Annotated in this window: 15 protein-coding genes; 5 read left to right on the top strand and 10 right to left on the bottom strand. The window is 64.5% G+C overall.

What is annotated here, in order from left to right; translation table 11 throughout:
- Positions 1-120: 120 nt before the first annotated feature.
- Positions 121-1,749: an SLC13 family permease gene (locus KKR91_RS08815; protein ID WP_237687324.1), complete on the top strand. Its 1,629-nt coding sequence runs from the start codon at positions 121-123 to the stop codon at positions 1,747-1,749.
- Between the two features lie 15 nt (positions 1,750-1,764).
- Here KKR91_RS08815 and KKR91_RS08810 read toward each other — a convergent pair whose 3' ends face one another.
- Positions 1,765-2,757: a D-2-hydroxyacid dehydrogenase family protein gene (locus tag KKR91_RS08810; RefSeq protein ID WP_237687607.1), complete on the bottom strand. Its 993-nt coding sequence runs from the start codon at positions 2,755-2,757 to the stop codon at positions 1,765-1,767.
- 151 nt (positions 2,758-2,908) lie between these two features.
- On the opposite strand from KKR91_RS08810, the gene KKR91_RS08805 reads away from it, so the two are divergent.
- Positions 2,909-3,751, top strand: coding sequence for an alpha/beta fold hydrolase (locus KKR91_RS08805; protein ID WP_210228745.1), 843 nt, complete (start codon positions 2,909-2,911; stop codon positions 3,749-3,751).
- A 46-nt stretch (positions 3,752-3,797) separates the two neighbouring features.
- Here KKR91_RS08805 and KKR91_RS08800 read toward each other — a convergent pair whose 3' ends face one another.
- Positions 3,798-4,613 (bottom strand): lysophospholipid acyltransferase family protein, encoded by an 816-nt coding sequence (locus tag KKR91_RS08800; RefSeq protein WP_210228743.1) that lies wholly within the window; start codon positions 4,611-4,613, stop codon positions 3,798-3,800.
- Positions 4,614-4,751: 138 nt separating this feature from the next.
- Between KKR91_RS08800 and KKR91_RS08795 the strand changes: the two genes are divergently transcribed.
- The gene (locus KKR91_RS08795; RefSeq protein ID WP_210228741.1) at positions 4,752-5,723 is read left to right on the top strand and encodes an alpha/beta fold hydrolase; all 972 of its coding nucleotides are present in this window, start codon (positions 4,752-4,754) and stop codon (positions 5,721-5,723) included.
- Here KKR91_RS08795 and KKR91_RS08790 read toward each other — a convergent pair.
- Both KKR91_RS08790 and nhaA read right to left on the bottom strand, forming a co-directional pair.
- Positions 5,683-6,441, bottom strand: a complete 759-nt coding sequence (locus KKR91_RS08790; protein WP_237686355.1) for a glycosyltransferase family 2 protein — start codon at positions 6,439-6,441, stop codon at positions 5,683-5,685. The genes KKR91_RS08795 and KKR91_RS08790 overlap by 41 nt on opposite strands.
- A 50-nt stretch (positions 6,442-6,491) precedes the next feature.
- Positions 6,492-7,817 (bottom strand): Na+/H+ antiporter NhaA, encoded by a 1,326-nt coding sequence (gene nhaA, locus KKR91_RS08785; RefSeq protein ID WP_210229722.1) that lies wholly within the window; start codon positions 7,815-7,817, stop codon positions 6,492-6,494.
- A gap of 455 nt (positions 7,818-8,272) precedes the next feature.
- On the opposite strand from nhaA, the gene KKR91_RS08780 reads away from it, so the two are divergent.
- Entirely contained in the window at positions 8,273-10,204 is a 1,932-nt protein-coding gene (locus tag KKR91_RS08780; protein WP_210228740.1) for a hypothetical protein, read from the top strand.
- A 36-nt stretch (positions 10,205-10,240) separates the two neighbouring features.
- Here the strand turns inward: KKR91_RS08780 and ligD are convergent, their stop codons facing one another.
- Both ligD and KKR91_RS08770 read right to left on the bottom strand, forming a co-directional pair.
- Positions 10,241-11,263, bottom strand: a complete 1,023-nt coding sequence (gene ligD, locus KKR91_RS08775; RefSeq protein ID WP_210228738.1) for a non-homologous end-joining DNA ligase — start codon at positions 11,261-11,263, stop codon at positions 10,241-10,243.
- Positions 11,264-11,352: 89 nt separating this feature from the next.
- Complete coding sequence (locus KKR91_RS08770) at positions 11,353-12,582, bottom strand: MFS transporter (protein WP_237687323.1); 1,230 nt, start codon at positions 12,580-12,582, stop codon at positions 11,353-11,355.
- 215 nt (positions 12,583-12,797) lie between these two features.
- On the opposite strand from KKR91_RS08770, the gene KKR91_RS08765 reads away from it, so the two are divergent.
- A complete protein-coding gene (locus KKR91_RS08765) occupies positions 12,798-14,492 on the top strand; it encodes a glycoside hydrolase family 13 protein (protein ID WP_210228736.1) in 1,695 nt (564 codons plus the stop codon).
- Between the two features lie 219 nt (positions 14,493-14,711).
- Here KKR91_RS08765 and KKR91_RS08760 read toward each other — a convergent pair whose 3' ends face one another.
- The 4 genes from KKR91_RS08760 to KKR91_RS08745 form a co-directional block, all read right to left on the bottom strand.
- Positions 14,712-14,978, bottom strand: a complete 267-nt coding sequence (locus KKR91_RS08760; protein ID WP_210228734.1) for a GlsB/YeaQ/YmgE family stress response membrane protein — start codon at positions 14,976-14,978, stop codon at positions 14,712-14,714.
- A 114-nt stretch (positions 14,979-15,092) separates the two neighbouring features.
- The gene (locus KKR91_RS08755; protein WP_210228731.1) at positions 15,093-16,463 is read right to left on the bottom strand and encodes an aspartate aminotransferase family protein; all 1,371 of its coding nucleotides are present in this window, start codon (positions 16,461-16,463) and stop codon (positions 15,093-15,095) included.
- A gap of 126 nt (positions 16,464-16,589) precedes the next feature.
- Positions 16,590-16,745, bottom strand: coding sequence for a hypothetical protein (locus KKR91_RS08750; protein ID WP_210228729.1), 156 nt, complete (start codon positions 16,743-16,745; stop codon positions 16,590-16,592).
- Between the two features lie 350 nt (positions 16,746-17,095).
- A complete protein-coding gene (locus KKR91_RS08745) occupies positions 17,096-19,444 on the bottom strand; it encodes a transglycosylase domain-containing protein (protein ID WP_237687322.1) in 2,349 nt (782 codons plus the stop codon).
- Positions 19,445-19,454: the final 10 nt, after the last annotated feature.

Raw genomic sequence — 19,454 nt, 5'->3', positions numbered from 1 at the left:
GTCCTTCCTCCGGCGTTCACACGCCCCGCACCCGGACCCAGCTGTGGAACAGCTGCAGGTCTGGACGCGGGAATGCCGCTGTTGCATAGTGAACGCATTCGACGAGGAAGGACCAGGATTGTGTATACCCAACAGCCGGCTCCAACTGACGATTCGAGTCCCCCGCAACGCACCGACGTCCGGGCAGCGCTCCTGGGCGGGACCACCTTCCGCAGCCTCAGCGAGCAGACCCTCTCCCCCCGCGAAGAGCGGTTTGAACGCACCCGGCAAACGATCGGCCTGTTCCTGGCGCCCGCCGTCGCCGTCATCTTTGCCCTGCTCCCCCTGAACCTGGAACGCCAGCAACACCTGCTCGCCGCGATCCTGCTCGGAGTGATCGTGCTGTGGATCTGCGAGCCGGTACCCATCCCGATCGGCGGACTCATCGGCGTCGCGGCGATCGTCATCCTGGGCGTTGCGCCGGCCAGCGCAGTCCTTGCACCGTTTGGATCGACGACCATCTTCACCTTCATCGGCGCCTTTATCCTGGCGCAGGCCATGCTCAAACACGGAATCGCGCAGCGGCTGGCACTGGCCGTGCTGTCACTGCCAGGGGTTGGAAAGTCCACCTACCGGGTGGTGATTGCGTTCGGCGTGATCACCTGCCTGCTCTCAGCCTTTGTGTCGAACACCGCCACGGTCGCGATGCTGATGCCGACGGCGCTGGGTGTGCTGGTGGTCATCGCCCAGCTCATGCAGGACCGCGGCGTGGTCAAGACAGACTTTGATCCCCTGCGGCTGCGGATCGGTGCCGCCCTGCTGCTGATGCTCGCCTACGGTGCCAGTGTGGGCGGCCTGCTCACACCGGTGGGCTCGCCTCCGAACCTGATCGGACGCGGCCTGATCGAGGAAGCCACCGGGGTCCGCATCTCCTTCGCACAGTGGATGGCCATCGCAGCGCCGGTGTGCCTGGCGATGTTCCTCGTGCTGGCGCTGGTGATGCTGTTGCTGAACCGGCCGGAAATCCGCCGGCTTGAAGGGGTCGAAGAGTACGTGCGGGAACAGCGGGAGGCCCAGGGAAAGATGTCCCGCGCCGAGGTCAATACGCTGGTTGCCTTCGGGGTGACCGTCACGCTCTGGCTGGCTCCCGCCGTCGCCTCCCTGATCGGCGGCACCGAATCCGAGGCGTACATCTTCCTGGATGACCGGCTGGATGAAGGCATCGTTGCCGTGCTCGGCGCTTCGCTGCTGTTCATCCTGCCGGTCAACTGGAAGCAGCGCCAGGCCACACTGACGTGGACCGACGCCGCGAAGATCGACTGGGGCACCATCCTGCTGTTCGGAACCGGCATCATCTTCGGTGCGCTGCTGGCGGAAACGGGACTGGCGGAAACCATCGGCAAGGGCGCCTCGGAAAACCTGAACATCACCAACATCGTTGCCATCACGGCATTCTCCGCGGTCCTGGCGATCCTGATTTCCGAAACCACGTCCAATACCGCCTCGGCGGCGGTGATCGTGCCGATCGTGATACCACTGTGCCAGGCGATCGGCGTTGATCCCTTCGTGCCCGCGCTGGCTGCTACCTTCGCTGCCTCGTTCGGGTTCATGCTGCCGGTTTCCACGCCGCAAAACGCCATCGTCTATGGAACCGGAGCAGTGCCCATCACCCGGATGATCCGCACCGGTCTGCTCTTCGACATCCTCGGAGCCATCCTGATCATCACCATTGTGCCGGTCATGATCGCGGTGGTCGGTATCGGCGGTTAACGGGGCGTTGTTGAGTCAGCCGTGGGCAGCACGGGTCCCGGAGGCCAGCACCCGGACCGGGGCGCCGTTGAGGTAGCCGGTGATGGCCTCGACTGCTCCACCGTAGAAAACCTCGTAATTTTGCCGGGTGACATATCCGAGGTGCGGGGTCAGCAGGGTATTCGGCGCGGACAGCAGTGGATGGCCGGCCGGCAGCGGTTCGGCGTCGAAGACGTCCAGCCCGGCGCCGGCTATCCCTCCCCGGTGAAGCGCTTGGAGCAGGGCCGCTTGGTCTACGATCCCGGCCCGCGACGTATTGATCAGGCGGGCCGTCGGTTTCATGGAGCGAAGTTCCGGCTCACCGACCAGGGATTCGGTACGGCCACTGAGGCGAAGATGGATGGAGAGCACATCCGCCCGCCGGAACAGTTCCGCTTTGGAAACCCGTTCGACGCCGTGGGCACGTGCTGTTTCCTCCGTGAGGTTCTGGCTCCAGGCTATGACCTGCATACCGAATGCCCTGCCGATGGCCGCCACCCGTGACCCCAGGCGTCCAAGGCCGAGGATCGCGAGCGTGGATCCCTCCAGGCCCTCCCCCAACCCCGCGCCCGGGCTCTGCCAGGTGCCGGCCCGCAGTGAAGCCGCCTCAGCCGGGACATTGCGCATCAGCCCGGTTATGAGGGCCCAGGTCAGTTCGGCGGTGGGAGAAGTGAGGGACGGCGTGCCACAGACCATTGGTCCGGCGTCCATATCGATGGAGGCATTCTGCATTCCAGTGGTCACGATCAGCTCCAGCCGGGGCAGCCGGGCGATCAGCCCTGCCCGCAGCGGGGTCCTTTCGCGCATGGCAACCACAATGTCGGTGTCCTTGAGCAGGTCCAGGAGGCCGGCGTCGTCGGCGATGTGGGTCGGGACAAAGGCCACCTCCAGTTCGTGGCCGGTGTCCCTCCAACCGGCCATGGAATGCGCCACGGACTGGTAGTCGTCCAGGACGGTGACACGGGTCGGGCCCTGGGGGCGGTGCTGCATCACGGCTGGTCTCTTTTCCCTGGCCCACGTGGCGTCGGAGTTCAAGATACCACCGGCCCCGGACCTGCCCGGCAAAGCGGCCATTGCCCTTGCGCTCCGCGGGGTGTCCAACAAGAATCTGCAGCACCCACCATCCACGAGAGGACCAGCCATGCCCCATGTCACTGTAGGTACGGAAAACACCGGGACCATCGACCTGTACTACGAGGACCACGGGTCCGGGCAACCGGTGGTGCTGATTCACGGCTATCCGCTGGACGGCGACTCCTGGGAGCGGCAGACACGCGCCCTGCTGGGCGGGGGTTACCGGGTCATTACCTACGACCGGCGGGGATTCGGGCGCTCGAGCCATCCCACCACCGGCTACGACTACGACACCTTTGCCGATGACCTCAATACGCTGTTGGTCGAGCTGGACGTCCGGGACGTGGTGCTTGCCGGTTTCTCCATGGGCACCGGGGAGCTTGCGCGCTATGTAAGCCGGCACGGCACCGACCGGATCAGCAGGCTCGCGTTCCTGGCCTCACTGGAACCCTTCCTGCTGCAAACCGATGACAACCCGGCAGGAGTGCCCGCCGAGGTCTTTGAAGGCATCGTCACAGCAGCCAGGGCTGACCGCTACGCCTGGTTCACCAGCTTCTTCTCCGACTTCTACAACCTGCCGGAAAACCTGGGAACCCGGGTCAGCGAAGAGGCCGTCCGTGGCAGCTGGAACGTTGCTGCCGGCAGTGCGCCCATGGCCTCGTACGCCGTCGTACCGTCCTGGACCACCGATTTCCGGGGTGATGTCCGGGCGGTGGCGGAATCCGGCCTTCCGGTGCTGATCCTGCACGGCACCGCCGACAACATCCTGCCGATCGACTCCACCGGCCGGCGGTTCCGCGAGGCACTGCCGGCGGCCACCTACGTGGAAATCGAGGGCGCGCCGCACGGGCTTCTGTGGACCCATACCGATGAGGTCAACGCCGCGCTGCTGGACTTCCTGAAGAGCTAGGTCCGGGCCCACTGGAACCGGGCCCTCTGAAGGCCCAGTGGCTTTCCTAGCCCGTGATCTTGTACTTCTCGCGGTCCTTTTCGTCCAGGATGACCTGCTCCTCCACGGTCATGGCGCCGCCGCCACGGCTGACGGGCATCCACCACGCGCCGGGCTCGGGCGTTTCAGGATAGGTGTCGATGCAATGGTCCATGCCCGCCTGCAGCGTTTTCTGCAGCGCTTCCGTTTCGGCGGTAACGGAGGCATCGGGAGCCACGCGGATCATCGGGCTCACATGCATGCGGACCGGTGTCTTCCAGACCGACTTCAGGCTCAGGCCGTGACCGCCGCGGGTGAGCATCCGGTGCCCGCCCCAGACCGAGACCGGGATGATCGGCACGCCGGCTTCGGCAGCCATCCGGACGGCACCGGTCTTGAGCTTGCGGACGCTGAAGCTGCGGCTGACCCCTGCCTCAGGGAGCACGGCAAGGTATTCACCCCGGCGCAGTGCCTCCACGGATTCGGCATAGGCGGCAGCGCCGTCGGACCGGTCCACGATGATGTGCTCGCACATCTGGCAGACGGCATTGACGAAGGCCTTCCGGGCCGCCTTTTTGGTCACCAGGAAACGCATATGGACCTTGATCTTCTTCCAGACAAGGTACTCGGCGAAAACGAAATCGAGATAGCCGAAGTGGGTGATGGCGACGACGGCGCCTTTGCCGGGGACCACCTTGCGGTTCAGGCCGTGAATCTCCTCGTCAGCGGGCAGGTTCTCCAACCCGGTGGGGAGAACAGGAACACGGAAAGCCTTGATCGCCGCCACTCCCGTCAGGACGATGCTGCGGTAGACGTACTTGTTGGGGGCAAACTTCAACGTCATCTCCTCGTGGCTAAACCTGGCAGGGCTCCGATTCTATCGGGTTGGCAGCCCGCGCGGACAACCGGCGTCCGCCTCTCTGTGGACCGTTTTCGACCGCCCCTCTGTCCCGGGAAACAGGGGGCACGGTTATGGTGGGGTATGGCATGGCGAAACGGGGCTCGAGCGCGCAACGGCAGCGGTACCGGGCCCGTGCCACTGGCCGGTCCGGCAGCGCCGGATGACCAGGCCGAGCAGGACCAGGCAGAGGCCCTTGACGCACAGCTGGGCGAACCGGACTGGGCGGTGCCGCCGGAAGGCTCACACTCGGGCTGGTTTGCCGCACCCAGCGGCCTGCTGGCGGTGCGGACCATGGGGGTGGAAACCAACCCTCCGGTAGTGCTGGTGCCAGGCGTCACGGGGTCGAAGGAGGACTTTTCCCTGATGATGCCCGTCCTGGCGGACGCCGGGTATTTTGTGCTCAGTTATGACATGGCAGGGCAATACGAATCGGCTGCGGCGGGACCGGAGTCCCTGACGCCTCCGCAGGATCACTACAGCTATGAGTTGTTCGTCGATGACCTGCTCGCCATCCTGGAGGATCGGGGCGCAGCATCCCACGTGCTGGGCTATTCGTTTGCAGGAATTGTGGCACAGATGGCCTTCGCAGAGCGCCCGGACCTGTTCCGCACGCTGGCCCTGCTGAGCTGTCCTCCCGTGCCGGGGCAGAGCTTCCGCGCCGTGAGCCGCATTGGCCGCTTCAGCCCGCTGGTCAGCGACAAGATTCACGCCGACCTGATTGTCTGGGGAATCCGCCGCAACTTCGTCCGGGTTCCCCCGCACCGCATGGCGTTCGTCCGGCACCGTTTCGAGTACACCCGGAAGCAGTCCCTGCAGGACATCGTGACCCTGATGAAACACTCCCCGGACCTGCGAGGCGTGCTCGCAGCCGCTCCGCAGCCCAAGCTGGTGGCTGTGGGCCGGGCGGATGTCTGGCCGCTGGAGCTGCACCGTGCCTTTGCCGCGTCCATTGGCGGACGTTTTGCCGTTTACGGTACCGGGCATGCCCCCTGTGAGGACGCCCCGCACCAGCTCAGCCGGGACCTGTTGGCCTTGTATGCGGAGGCCGGTTGATCCGGCGGGCACGCCGTCGGGCCAGGGGCGGCTCCCCCCGGAAGTCCAGGGCAAAGGTCTGCCAGGCCATGACCAGCCTGCGGCGGAGACCGGACAAGCTGTCAAACGGCCGGGCGGATACGCCCACCCGCAGCTTCGGATCGTAGAGCACGCTCATCCAGGGACGGATCTGGTAGCTCAGGTCCAGATCGTCATGGACCTGGGGCAGATCGCGGTTGACGAGCCCCCGCAGCTGCTCCCACATGGTTGCGGGCATGGCAAAGTTGGACCCGAAGAGCGGTGGATGGCCCAGAAGCGCACCGACCACCCGGATGTAGCCTCCGATGTAGATCGTCCGGCCCACCCACCGGGTGAAACGGTTTCCTCCGTAGAAGTCCCCCGGGCCGGTAACCGCTGTATACGGCCCCTGGGCGGTGAGGATTTTCTCGACCTGGGCCAGCCATTCCGGCGGCGGAACCGAGTCTGCATCCAGCCGGGCCAGCAGTTCCCCGGATGCGGCGTCCAGCCCGGCGGCCGTGGCTCCTGAGATGCCCGGAACCTCCAGATACACCCGGTGCACCCCGGCGGCAGCGCAGACGGCCGCCGTCTCATCGGTGCTGCCGTTGTCCACCACCACGATTTCCTCGGGCGGCCGGCTCTGGCAGGCCAGTGCGGCCAGGCAGGCGGCCAGCATCGGTGCATCGTTGCGGGCCGGGATCACCACCGAGATTGTAGTCATGGTGTTCGACTGTAGCGGCGCCGGTCCGCCGGGGCTATGCCGGGGCGCCGTTACTCCTTGCCGTGCGGACGGTCTGTCCCCGGCTGCTGGTAGACGTCGGGAATCCCGTCGGCATCGTCGTCGACGTCTTCCTCTGCCTCGACCGCGCGGTAATGGCGGTTCCGCGGCGTCAGCACCACTGCTGCCAGCATGGCCGCGAGGACCGAAGCCACCAGGATGCCCACCTTGGCATGGTCATTCGGGAGGGTGCCCTGGCCGAAGCTCAGGTCCGCCACCAGCAGGGACACAGTGAAGCCGATGCCGGCCAGCAGGGCAACACCGAAGAGGTCGATCCATTTGAACGAAGTATCGAGTTTGGCGCGGGTCAGCCTGGTGAGCAGCCAGGTGGTGCCCAGGATGCCGATCGGCTTGCCCAGCACCAGTCCGACAATGACGCCCAGCGACACGGGATCAGTCAGTGAGGACACAAAGCCGTCCCAGCCGCCCACGGCAACTCCCGCGGAGAAGAAGGCGAACACGGGCACGGCAAAGCCGGCCGACAGCGGGCGGAAACGGTGTTCGAAGATCTCCGAGAGTCCCGGGCCGGCCTCGGGTCCGCCGCTGGCCTGGCTGCGGATCACGGGAACCGCGAAGCCCAGCAGTACACCCGCGACGGTGGCGTGGATCCCGGAGGAATGGACCAGCGCCCAGACGACGACGCCGATGGGCAGCAGGATGAACCAGGCCGCAGAGGCCTTCAGGCCGAAGAAGCGCCGGTATTTCTGTGCAAGGAAGGTGTAGAGGGCCAGGCCGGCGATGGCGAGGAGCAGCGGCGTCACGTGGAGCTCTTCGGTGTAGAAGATGGCAATGATGGTGATGGCCAGCAGATCGTCAACCACTGCCAGGGTCAGCAGGAAGATCCGCAGGGCGGATGGCAGGTGCGAACCGATGATCGCCAGGACAGCGACGGCAAAGGCGATGTCCGTGGCGGTGGGGATGGCCCAACCGGTGAGGGTGTCGGGATTGCCGAGATTGACGACGGCGTAGATCGCCGCCGGGACAAGCACGCCGCCCGCGGCAGCCGCCACCGGCACCACGGCCTTGCTGATGTTCCGCAGATCGCCGGCAACGAATTCACGTTTCAGCTCCAGGCCGACGAGGAAGAAGAACACCGCCAGGAGTCCGTCTGCGGCCCACGCGCCCAGGCTGAGGTGCAGGTGCCAGGGTTCGTAGCCGATTTCGAAATCGCGCAGCGAGAAATAGCTGTCCGAGAAGGGCGAATTGGCCCAGACGATGCCGATGAGAGCTGCCGCCACCAGCAGCATCCCGCCGATGGTTTCCTTACGCAGGATCTCGCTGATGCGCAGCTTCTCGCTGTAGCTGCCGCGGCTGAACAGTCGGGGTCCGTCGTGGCCGGGGCCCGCGTGGGCGGTGCTGGTTTGAGGGGTTCCGGCTTGAGCGGTGCTGGGAGCGGAATCTGGTTCCGGAGACGAAGAGGAAGGCACGGTGGGCTCCTGAAAAAGCGGTCGACAATGTTATTGCCGACCAGACTTCCCGGCGCACCTTCGCTCCACCTTACGCGAATTCCGGTGCCGGTCCGAACCGGCCATGTCGGTTCCCGCGCCGAGGCGTGTTCACTGTCGACATAGCTACTGATGCTTTACCGCGATGTCCCGGCCTAAAGCGACGGCGCAACAGAGTATTATTCATTTCGCTACCTTGACGGGATTGCTCGTCGGATATACAACCCGGGGGGAACCGCATGACCATCCACGCCTTGAGCACGACTACAAGACGTCCGCCACGACACCTGCCCCCAAACCCTTCACGTTCTGCTTCGTCGCATGGTTTAGTGTGGCTCGCAGTTTTTGCAGCATCGTCAGCGGCCTTTACCGCGGTGGTTGCTATTCGCGCCCTCGGCGGCATGAGCGGCTGGGCGTACTTGGTGGTCCTGGCCCTGGTCCTGGTGCTTTTACCTCTCGGACGGACCTTTTCGCAACGGATCCTGCTTTCAGTGGTGGGGCTGGCAGGTTCGGCGCCGTTCATGTGGTGGGTCAAGTCCGATGTTCCATACCTCGATCGGGGTACGGTCACTCTGGGCCTAGCTGTGGCTGCTCTCGTGGGAACCCTGCTGTACACGCCCATGAGAGGCCTGTCCTTCCGGAGATTCCTGCCTGAATTCCGTGGCGTTGATATCCTGCCGCTGGTTGCTGCCGCAGTATCTGCCTGGGTTGTTCAAAGCCTTATCTTCACTAGGACCCTCGAGTCGACGCTGCTGATCCTCATACGGTCCTGGGATTACGCGCCCCACTTCAACATGTTCCAAATGATCCGAAATCACGGTGCAGTGATTGCTGTCCTTCCGCCCGCGGCAGACGGCAGCCAGTGGTCTGCCGCTTCTTATCCACAGGGGTACCATTCGCTGCTGGCCTCCCTAGCGGAAATAGTCGCTGGCAGCAGCAGCGGCGATACATCCCGAGAGCTCATGCTTTTCCTCAGGCTAGTCGGCGTCGTCACTGTACTCGGCACTGTGTTGGTCGTTTCGGCGATGACATCGCTTCCGGTATTTCGCCGGCGACTGCTGTCCACCCTCCCTTTTATGGCTCTCGCCGCCACCGCATGGACCGTGGGTCCTGGGGCCATCCCAGTATCAGGTGCTTTCCCGAACTTTGGCTTGGCTGTCGCCCTATGCATAGCCGTGGTCGCCTTGGTGCAACTGAGGGATGAACTGCACCCGGCAACAGCATCGGCGGCCCTAATCCTGGCGCTGACCGCGGTTGCGCACGGTTGGATTCTGCTGCTAGTCCTCTGCGCGCCGGCGGGGCTGATCTACGCGAGTCATCTTCTGTCGCTTCGGCCAGAAATAGTGTGGAAGCACGCCTTGGTCCAGATGCTGATGATCACGACGGGAATTGTGGGTATTTTGGCGGCCTTGTGGCAACTCCGTAAAATGTCACCCGGAGAAGTCCTTACCGCCGATGGTGGAATATCTGAGGCCGATCCCGGCGTAGCGGTGTTGGCGATCCTAGCCAATGTCGTCGTTGCTGGGGTCTTGTATGCGCGGAGTAGGCGGGACCTATCTGGGATCCGCCGAAAGACCGTGAGGTCAGCCCTTGTCCTAGCAACACCAATGTTCGCCGCCGCTTTCCTCATCGCGTTGGCGGCCTTCCAACTGGGGACTACGGGTGAGATTACTTACTACTTCCATAAGTCCTTCCTTGCCGTCGAACTCGTCGCGATCATGTGCACCGTTATCGGGGCCGGATCGCTGCTGATCCCGCGGAAGGAGTCGGTGGGAGGACACCGGGCATCCTTCGTCGGTGTCTCGCTCGTGGCATCACTTGCGGCCACCCATTGCTTCGGCCTCCCCTACACCTCGCTGGATCAACAAGGCATCAAGGCGACAGCCGTCGGGTCGGAACTGGTTCTACAACAGCGACAGGCACTCAGCGAACCCACTCCACCGCTGCTCAAAAAGCTGGTAGCCATGGTAGACCGGGAGACGGAGCACCCCTTTGTCTACGTAGGGCATGATGTCGGGTTCAATCCGCAGCTAAATGCTCAGTGGTCACTCTCGCTGCAGGGTGCGTGGACAGAAGGCATCCAACCGGCTATCTCCATGGTGAAACCCCTGTACACGGGACCCAACCGGGTTCCGGATGCCATCGCTCCCATACTGGCTGAACTGCCCGACGTCGACGTTATGGTTGATCCGGAATTCGTTGCGGACCTACAGGCCTGGAGACCCCAATACGCTGAGCGGATAATTACCTGGGCGCAATAGTCCCAAAGGGGAAGCCCGTCAGCCGGGAACCGGGAGCTAGTCCTGCTTCCGGGCGCGGCTTGGCTGCACCCGCATCGGCTCTCCGGGCATCTTGGGGTAATCCGGTGGAAACGGCATCTCCCCCAGCCCGTTGTCCAGGTCCCGCTGCCACCATTGCAGCAGCATCTCAATGCTGCCCGGGGCGGCGAACATGTCAGCCCAGGGATCACCTTCCGTGGCCAGCCGATCAGGGACCGTGAGGAGGGTGAATCGGCGCGGATCGGCGCCCTCCAGCTCGTCCCACGCCAAGGGTGTGGAGACCGGGGCATGCGGGAGCGCACGCGGGCTGTAGGCACCGGCAATGGTGCGGTCCCGGTTAGCCTGGTTGAAGTCGACGAAAATCTTCTCGCCCCGCTCCTCCTTCCACCAGGCCGTGGTGACCTGTTGGGGCATCCGCCGTTCCAACTCGCGAGCCGCGGCAATCACGGCGTGCCGGACGTCGAGGAATTCATGGTCCGGGGTAATCGGAGCGTAAACGTGCAGCCCGCGGTTGCCGGAGGTCTTAATGAAGGCCTCCAGGCCTGCCTCTGCCAGCACGGAACGCAGTTCGAAGGCGGCGGGGACGGCGTCGTCGAAGTCGGTGCCGGGCTGGGGGTCCAGATCGATCCGCAGCTGGTCCGGGCTGTCGGTGTCCTCAGCCCTCGACGGCCAGGGGTGGAAGACCACTGTGTTCATCTGCGCCGCCCAGACTGCTGCGGCCGGTTCATCCAGCACCAGCTGGGGATGGGCGCGGGCGCTGGGATACGTGACAGTCACTGCCCGGATGAACTCCGGGGCGCCCTTCGGCGGGTTCTTGGAGAAGAACTGTTCGCCGTCGATCCCTTCCGGAAACCGCTGGAGGGACACCGGGCGGTCGCCGTTTGCAGCGATAAATGCCGGCCCTACCTCGGACAGATACCGGGCGAGGTCCAGCTTGGTCAGTCCCAGCTCGGGCCACAGGACGCGGTCCGGGCTGGAAATGCGCATCTCGCGCTCGCCGTGCGGACCAGGGACAGTCAGGGAGGTTGCTTTGCCGGCCATGGCGATAACCTACTCCGGATTGGGCGGAGGGTCACGCGGCCGGGCGGGACGGCACCGGTGTGTGCAGGCGTGGTGCCAGGGGTTTGGTGCTAGGCGGGAACGCCGGGCTCCACGTCGGCGCTGCGGCGGTAGCGCTTATGCCCGTGGACAAAGTGGTACAGCACCGTGGTGGCGAGGACGCAGCCGGCCAGCAGCCAGTACATGCCCTGGAACCCGGTCAGTGACACCAGGGCTCCCAGTGCCAGCGGACCCAGGCCCACGCCGGCGTCCATCATGATGAAGAACGTGGACGTAGCCAGTCCGATGCGGTGCGGCGGGGCCATGGTGACGGCGATCGCCTGGGCGGTGGGCACCAGGGCGCCGAAGCCGACGCCCACAAACACGCCCGCGCCGGCCAGCACCAGGCCGTTCGGTGCCCACGCCAGCATGCCCAGACCGATGGCGAAGGACAGGAGCGTGGGATAGATGATGGCGTTGTCACCGTAGGTATCGTGCAGCCGGCCCATGAACAGACGCGACACCAGGACCACCGCGGCATAGACCAGGAAGAAGGCGCTGGCTGCAGCCACCAGGTTTTCCGACTGGGCGTAGGAATTCATGAACGTGAGGATTCCGGCGTACGCGGCACCGGCAATGAACATCACGGACGCAATGGCCAGGGCGGCCGGATCCAGGATGTCGGTGAAGCGCAGCCGCCACTTGCGGGCCTGTTCCGCCGCCGTCGGCGTCCGTTCCGGGAGCCGGAGCAACAGCGCGAAGACCAGTGCCAGCGCGGCGCAGCCGGCGCTGACCAGGAACAGGATGTCGTACGTCATGGTGTCCACGATCAGGACGGCCAGGAAGGGGCCGACGGCCGTGGCCAGCGTGGTGGAGATGCCGAAGTAGCCGGTGCCTTCGCCACGGCGGCGGACCGGAATCAGTCCCATGACCGAAGCGGAGATTGATGTGCTGGCGGCGCCAAAGGCGGCGCCGTGGACCATCCGGATCGTCAGCAGCAGTGCCAGGCTGTTGGCCAGCGGGTAGAGCAGCGCCGCGGCGGTGAACACCACGAGTCCGCTCAGCAGCAGCCTGCGGCGGCCAACGAAATCCAGGAACTTGCCACTGAAGATGCGAGCCACCAGGGCACCGATGACGAAGGATCCGGAAGCGAAGCCGGACGCACTGTCCGACGCGGAGAACTGCTCGACGGCGTACAGCGCCATGGTGGTCATCAGCAGGTAGAACACCAGCGAGAGGAAGAAGTTGGTGACTATGGCGAGAACAAACCCCTTGGTCCAGAGTTTCTGATTGGTCCCCTGTTGCTGACCGCCGCGCGTCACCGAATACTCCTATGGATTTTGTTGTGGGTGGATCGTGAGCCGGCTCCCGCGGTGCGTGGACCGGCCTAACTACGTTACGCCTGTTCGCCCTGCACCTACGAAACGTAGACTGCTGATACCTCCGGCACCGGCGCTCCATCGGCTGCCTGTTCGACGTCCACGCCGTCCCCGGCTCCGCCGCCGTCATCCCGCAGGGGAAAGGAAACGGTCTGCCCATGAGGAACCCGTACCAGCCAGCCTGGTGGACCAACGCCGTCGTTTATCAGGTCTACACCCGCAGTTTTGCGGATACTTCCGGAGACGGCGTGGGCGACCTGCCCGGCATCATCGAGCATCTGGACCATCTCAGCGAACTCGGGGTGGACGTGATCTGGCTCTCCCCGATCCACCAATCCCCCCAGTATGACAACGGCTACGACATCAGCAACTACCGCCGGATCGATGAGCGGTACGGGACAGAGGAGGAATTCGACCGGTTGCTGGCCGAGGTGCACCGGCGCGGCATGAAGCTGATCATGGACCTGGTGGTCAACCACACCTCTGATGAGCATTCGGCGTTCGTGGTTTCGGCTTCCTCGCGCAGCAATGTTTCCCGCGACTCCTACTTCTGGCGGGGTCCGCGGCGCGGGTTTGCCCCGGGTGAGCCGGGCGGTGAGCCCAACAACTGGGGTTCCATCTTCGGCGGGAGCGCGTGGACCTACCATCCAGGCACGGAGCAGTACTATCTTCACCTGTTCAGCCCGCATCAGCCGGATCTGAACTGGGAAAGCACAAGGGTCCGGCAGCGGGTTTTCGAGATGATGAACTGGTGGCTGGACCGTGGAATCGACGGTTTCCGGATGGACGCCATCAATTTCATCTCCAAGCGCCCTTCCCTGCCCGACAGTCCCGTGGGAGCCGGTGGCATGTTCGCCAACGGTGCCCCGTCCTTTGTCTCGGGCCCCCGGGTGCATGAGTTCATCCAGGAGATGATGCGGGCTGTTTTCGCCTATCGGGACGCCGACTATCTGGTGGTCGGGGAAACCGAAGGCGTGACGGTGGATGAGGCAGTGCTTTTCACTGACCCCCTGCGGGGTGAACTGGACATGGTGTTCCAGTTCGAACACATGCGCCTGGACCATGGCCCGGGTGGAAAATGGGACTATCTGCCGATGGATCCGGCGGACCTGAAGACCGTGGTGAACCGTTGGCAGCGTGCCTTGTCCGACCGTGGCTGGAACAGCCTGTACCTGGGCAACCACGACCAGCCCAGGGCCGTCTCCCGCTTCGGTGATGACGATAAATACCGCTACGAGTCAGCAACCCTGTTGGCCACTTTGCAGCACATGCAGCGCGGCACGCCCTTCATCTACCAGGGTGAAGAGATCGGGATGACCAATGCGGGATTTGCCTCGCTGGACCAGTACCGTGACCTGGAATCACTGGCTTACTACGGCATCGCCACTCGCCGGGGAATCAGCCCTGAACGTATCCTGGCCACGCTTAACCAGGTCAGCCGGGACAACGCCCGGACCCCTATGCAGTGGGACGACGGGCCCAACGGAGGCTTCACCACCGGAACACCCTGGATCGATGTGAACCCCAACTACCGGGACATCAATGTCCAGGCGGACCGGACGGCCGAAAAGTCGGTCTTCCGCTATTACCAGCAGCTCATCAATCTGCGGCACGGGTCCAAGGCGGTGTCGCTGGGTGACTTTGAGCTGATGGACCCGGGTGACCCAAAGCTGTTCGCTTTCCGCCGCCGGTTCGGGGATGAGGAACTGGCGGTGCTCTGCAATGTCTCCGGAGAGCCGTTGCCGGTACCGCAGTATGAGCCCCGGCACCGGCTGGTGCTCGGGAACTACTCCGATCCCGGTGATCCGGAGATGCTGCGGCCCTGGGAGGCGCGGATTCACCGCCTGTCCTGAGGGTCCTCGGGCCCTCAGAGCCTGCCGGGGGCGGCCCCGACGCTACCGTAAATCTGACCCGGGAGTTTGGGTTCGGCTGCGGCCTAGTGCAAGCCGCCCCCTCGACTTGCCTCCCGGACCCGCCTCATGGTGCTGCCCAGACGCGGCGGGGGCCGGTTCACGTGGGTGAACCGGCCCCCGCGGGGTTTATGCGTTGTTCTGTTCCTGCTGACCTGAACGTTAGGGGCGAACCTGCCCCTTGCCGCGGCCGGAGACGCTCTCTGCCACGCCGATCAGCAGGACGGCAGCCACAACCGCCACAATGAAGCCGAGCACGTTCAGCTCCCAGATATCCCCCGTGCCCAGCAGATTGGCAATGACGCCCCCGATCACTGATCCGACCAGACCGAGCAGCAGGGTGGCCAGCAGGCCGAGGTTCTGTTTTCCGGGCTTGATCAGGCGGGCCAGGGCGCCGATGACGAGACCGGCGATAATGAATCCAATCATGGGGAGTTCTCCTTCGAAATGGGTTGATTCTCTGCATTCGGAAGAATCAACGGCAGACAGTAAGCGTCCTTACCATCGTAGGTGACTGCAGGCATGTTCCGCGGCCCGGTATGCCTAGCCGACCATCCCGTCGGCAATATCAAGCACCTCGTCGAGGATGGCCAGGCCGGCCTCGGTGTCCGCGGTGCCGATATTGCAGGGCGGGACCACATGAATGCGGTTGAAGTTTGCGAAGGGCAGCAGCCCCCGTGACTTGCAGGCAGCCAGCAGCTGGTTCATTTCCCCGCTGGAGCTGCCGTACGGAGCCAGCGGTTCCCGGGTTTCCCGGTCCCGGACCAGTTCGATGGCCCAGAAGACTCCCGTCCCGCGCGCTTCACCCACCGATACATGCCGCTGCGCGAATCCGGCCAGCGCCGGGCCGATCACCGACCGGCCCAGTTCCGCGGCATGTTCCACCATCCCCTCGCGGTCCATCGCGTTGATGGTGGCCACGGCTGCCGCTGCGGCCAGCGGATGCCCCGAGTAGGTCAGCCCGCCCGGGTACACCCGGGTCCCGAAGGTAGCCGCAATTTCCGGGCTGATAGCCACGCCGCCCATGGGGACGTAGCCGGAGTTAACTCCCTTGGCGAAGGTGAGCAGGTCCGGCACCACGTTGAAATGTTCGACGGCGAACCACTTTCCGGTGCGGCCGAACCCGGACATGACCTCGTCGGCGATCATTACTATCCCGAACCGGGTGCAAAGCTCGCGGACCCCCTCGAGGTAGCCGGGTGGGGGCAGGTAGATTCCAGCGGTACCGGGGATGGACTCCAGGATGATCGCCGCGATGGTAGCCGGGCCCTCGTAGGCAATCAGCTGTTCCAGATGCTCCAGGGCGCGCTGGCTTTCCTCTTCCTGCGTGGTGGAGTGGAAGGCCGTGCGGTAGAGGTACGGCGGAAAGAAGTGCACGGTGCCGGTGCTTGCCGTGTCATTGGCCCAGCGTCGGGGATCCCCGGTGAGGTTCACAGCCAGCTGGGTGCCGCCATGATAGGACCGGTAGGCCGAGAGCACCTTTTGACGGCCGGTATGCAGGCGTGCCATGCGGACGGCGTGTTCGTTGGCATCGGCGCCGCCGTTGGTGAAGAAAATCCGGTTCAGTTCCCCGGGCGTGCGCTCGGCGATGAGCCGGGCAGCTTCGGAACGGGCGTCGTTGACGTAGCTGGGGGCGATGGTGCACAGCTTCGCGGCCTGCTCGGTGATGGCGGCGACGACGGCGGGATGCTGGTGGCCGATGTTGGTGTTCACCAGCTGCGACGAGAAGTCCAGGTACTTGTTCCCCTCCCCGTCCCAGACGTAGGAGCCCTGGGCTCCGGCAATCACCATGGGATCCAGCAGATCCTGGGCCGACCAGGAGTGGAAGACGTGCTTGCGGTCCAGTTCGTAGGCGCGGCGGGCGCCCTCGCTGTCCAGCAGCGGCGGAGCGCCGCCGTCGATCGTGGAAGTCATGTCCGTAACCTTTCAGATGCCGGGGGCGGTCCTTGAGGCCCACCCTACCGACCGTCACCTCCTTCCCGAAGCAGCGGCCCGCTCCGGGGTGTTTGTGAAGGCGTTGGGTTACGCTTCGGCGCTTGGCTAGACCTGCCGGGCTGGCGGATCTCCCGCTGCGGCGGTTTTGCGGCCAATGACCAGTTCATCCACCTGCAGCTTTCCCACGTGCAGGTCCTTGATCGTGGCGCGGCCAATGTTAAGCCGCCCGACGGCGAGGGCACCCACCGCCACTGCTCCCATGGCGAGGGCGCCGGTTGCAAAGGCCCCGATGGAAAGTGCGCCGACGGAGAGGGAACTGAACGAAACCGCGCGCTCAAAGGAAACCGGCCGGCCAAAGGAGACAGGAGCGGGGCTGTGCGCGTGTCCCCTGTGTTTCTGATTGCGGAGCCTAGGGTGTGCGTGCGTCGGGCGGGGGTGCATGAGGTGAGGGTGCATCGGATCCTCCAGGGCGGCATGAAAAAGGTGGGGTGCCGAAGCGTGCTTAGCCGATCAATGACTTTCGGCTTAACAGCTTCGGCACCCCACCCTGCCCGGTGTTCCTGGAAGGCACAAGCGCACCCTGCAGAAACTTTCCCGAAACCCGCGACCCGTTACTGGGAGGCCGGAGGGGCAATCACTGGAGGTGTGACAACCGTTCCCGGAGCGGGAGCCGGGGCTGGCGGCGCCGGCGCGGGCTTCTCGGGTGCAGGCTCCTCTGGAACGGCAGGCACCGGAGCCTGAACTGTAGGCACGGGCGCCGGAGCGACAGGAGCAGCGGGAGCGGGGGCCGACGGCTTCGGAGCGGCAGTCTCCTCAGTGTCCTCTTCCGTCTCTTCCGCCTCCTCAGTCTTCTCCGGCTGGGGTGTCACGGCCTTCATCCGGTTGCGGTCTACCAGTTCGCCGGTGTCGTAGAGCGGTGCGACGGCGCGCATGTAGTCCGCCCACTGGGCACCGGCAATGGTGGATCCATCCACATAGCTGCGGGTGACGCCGTTGATGGGCAGCCCGTTCAGGGTGGCGTAGGACGTCCAGTTACCCACCCAGGACGCGGTGGAGATGCCCTTTGTGTAGCCCACGGTCCAGGTCTGCTCGGAGACGTCGGTGGTACCGGTCTTGGCGGCAGCCGGAACGCCCAGCGGGGAAATTCCGCCGGGGCTGCTGTTCACGAGCTTCTGCAGCGGTTCGGAAACCTCCTTGGCAATCTCCTCCGAGATGGCCTGGGAGCACTCCTGCTCCGGTACCTCGTAGGCGTTGCCGCGCGAATCCGTGACCTCGGCCAGCGCAATGGGCTCGCAGTACTGGCCGCCGCTGGCAAAGGTTGCATAGGCCGCAGCCATGGTCAGCGGGGAGACTTCCTGGCCGCCCAGGACGAATGAGGGGTTGTTGACCTCCAGCGGTTCGCCGTCGACGGCGCGGTGCACGCCCATGCGGGTCGCGGCATCACGGATGCTGCACAGATCAAGCTGCGATGCCTGCGCCACCGTGGCCGAGTTGACTGACGATGTCAGGCCCTCGGCAACACTCATTTGCCGCTCGTAGCCCGGCGTTGCGTTCTTGAACTTCCACTCGTCAAAGTAAGCGTCATCCGGCAGGCAGCTGGCTTTCCAGTCGAACCCGGCCGGATAGGTGGTCCGGGTCGCATCGACGATGTCATCAACACTGCCGCCGTTCTCCAGCCATGCGACGGTGGTGAAGGGCTTCATGGTGGATCCGGGCTGGAATCCGTAGTCAGTTCCACCCATCTCGGAGTCCACGTTGAAGTTCAGCTGCGTATTGGCGGGACCCTCTTCGGGTGAGTATTTGGTGTTCTGCGCCATGGCGAGAATCTTGCCGGTTCCGGGTTCCACCGACACCATTGCCGAACCTGCACCGGAGGCGTCCCCGGCGGGCACCTGGGCGTTGATCTGGGCCTCCGCCTCTTCCTGCAGGCGGGAGTCCAGAGTGGTGACGATGTTCAGGCCGCCGCGCGCCAGCAGCTTGGCCCGCGCTTTCTCATCCACGCCGAATTCATCCGAGGCCAGGACAACCTCCTCCACGTAGCTGCAGAAGTAGTCGGCCATTTCAGCACCGATGCAGCCGGAGTCCGCGGCGGACTGGGGATTCAGCTGAAGATCGGTGGCGACGGCATCGTCATACTGTTGCTGGTCGATTTTGCCGTACTTGAGCATTGCTGACAGCACCATATTCCGGCGGTCCCGGGTGCCCTCGGGGTTGGCGATGGGATTGAAGGTGTTCGGGGACTGCACCATCCCGGCGAGCATTGCCGACTGGGCGACGTTGAGCTGCGAGGCGGGAATCCCGAAGTAGGCCTGAGCCGCCGCTTCCACGCCGTAGGTGCGGCCGCTGAACAGCACGATGTTCAGGTAGCCCTCCAGGATCTCGTCCTTGGAGAATTCCTTCTCCACAGCGAGGCTGAGCTTTGCCTCCCGGATCTTGTCCGTGATGTTCTTGGTGCCGCTCACAGTGAGTTCAGCGGCGCTTTTGCCCTCGGCGACGCCCTGATCAATCAGCACGTTGTTCACGTACTGCATCGTCAGCGTCGAGGCGCCCTGGGTGCTGTCGTTGGTCAGGTTCGAGGCCAGGGCGCGGGCCACGCCCTTGACGTCCACTCCCCCGTGGTCATAGAAGCGGTTGTCTTCGATAGCGACGATCGCATCCCGCATGGACGGGGATATGTTCTCCAGCTTCACCGGAATCCGGTTCTCGGCAAAGAAGGTGGCAAGAAGCTTCCCGTCTGCTGAGTAGATCTTGGACCCCACATCCAGCGGCCCCGTCTCGAGCTCGTCGGGCAGGTCCTCCATGGCATCGAACAGGGCGTTTGCGCCCGTGGCAGCCACTGCAGTAGTGGGGATGAAGATCCCGGCTACGAGTGCGCCGCAGAACGCGCTCACCACCAGGAACAAGACCAGCCGGCCCGAGGTGCCGAGTCTGCCCAGCAGGGAGGAGTTGTTTCTTCGCATCCGCCTAAGA

The sequence above is a fragment of the Arthrobacter jiangjiafuii genome (assembly GCF_018622995.1).
Taxonomy (GTDB): Bacteria; Actinomycetota; Actinomycetes; order Actinomycetales; family Micrococcaceae; genus Arthrobacter_B; species Arthrobacter_B jiangjiafuii.
This window is presented reverse-complemented; position numbering and strand designations above follow the sequence as displayed.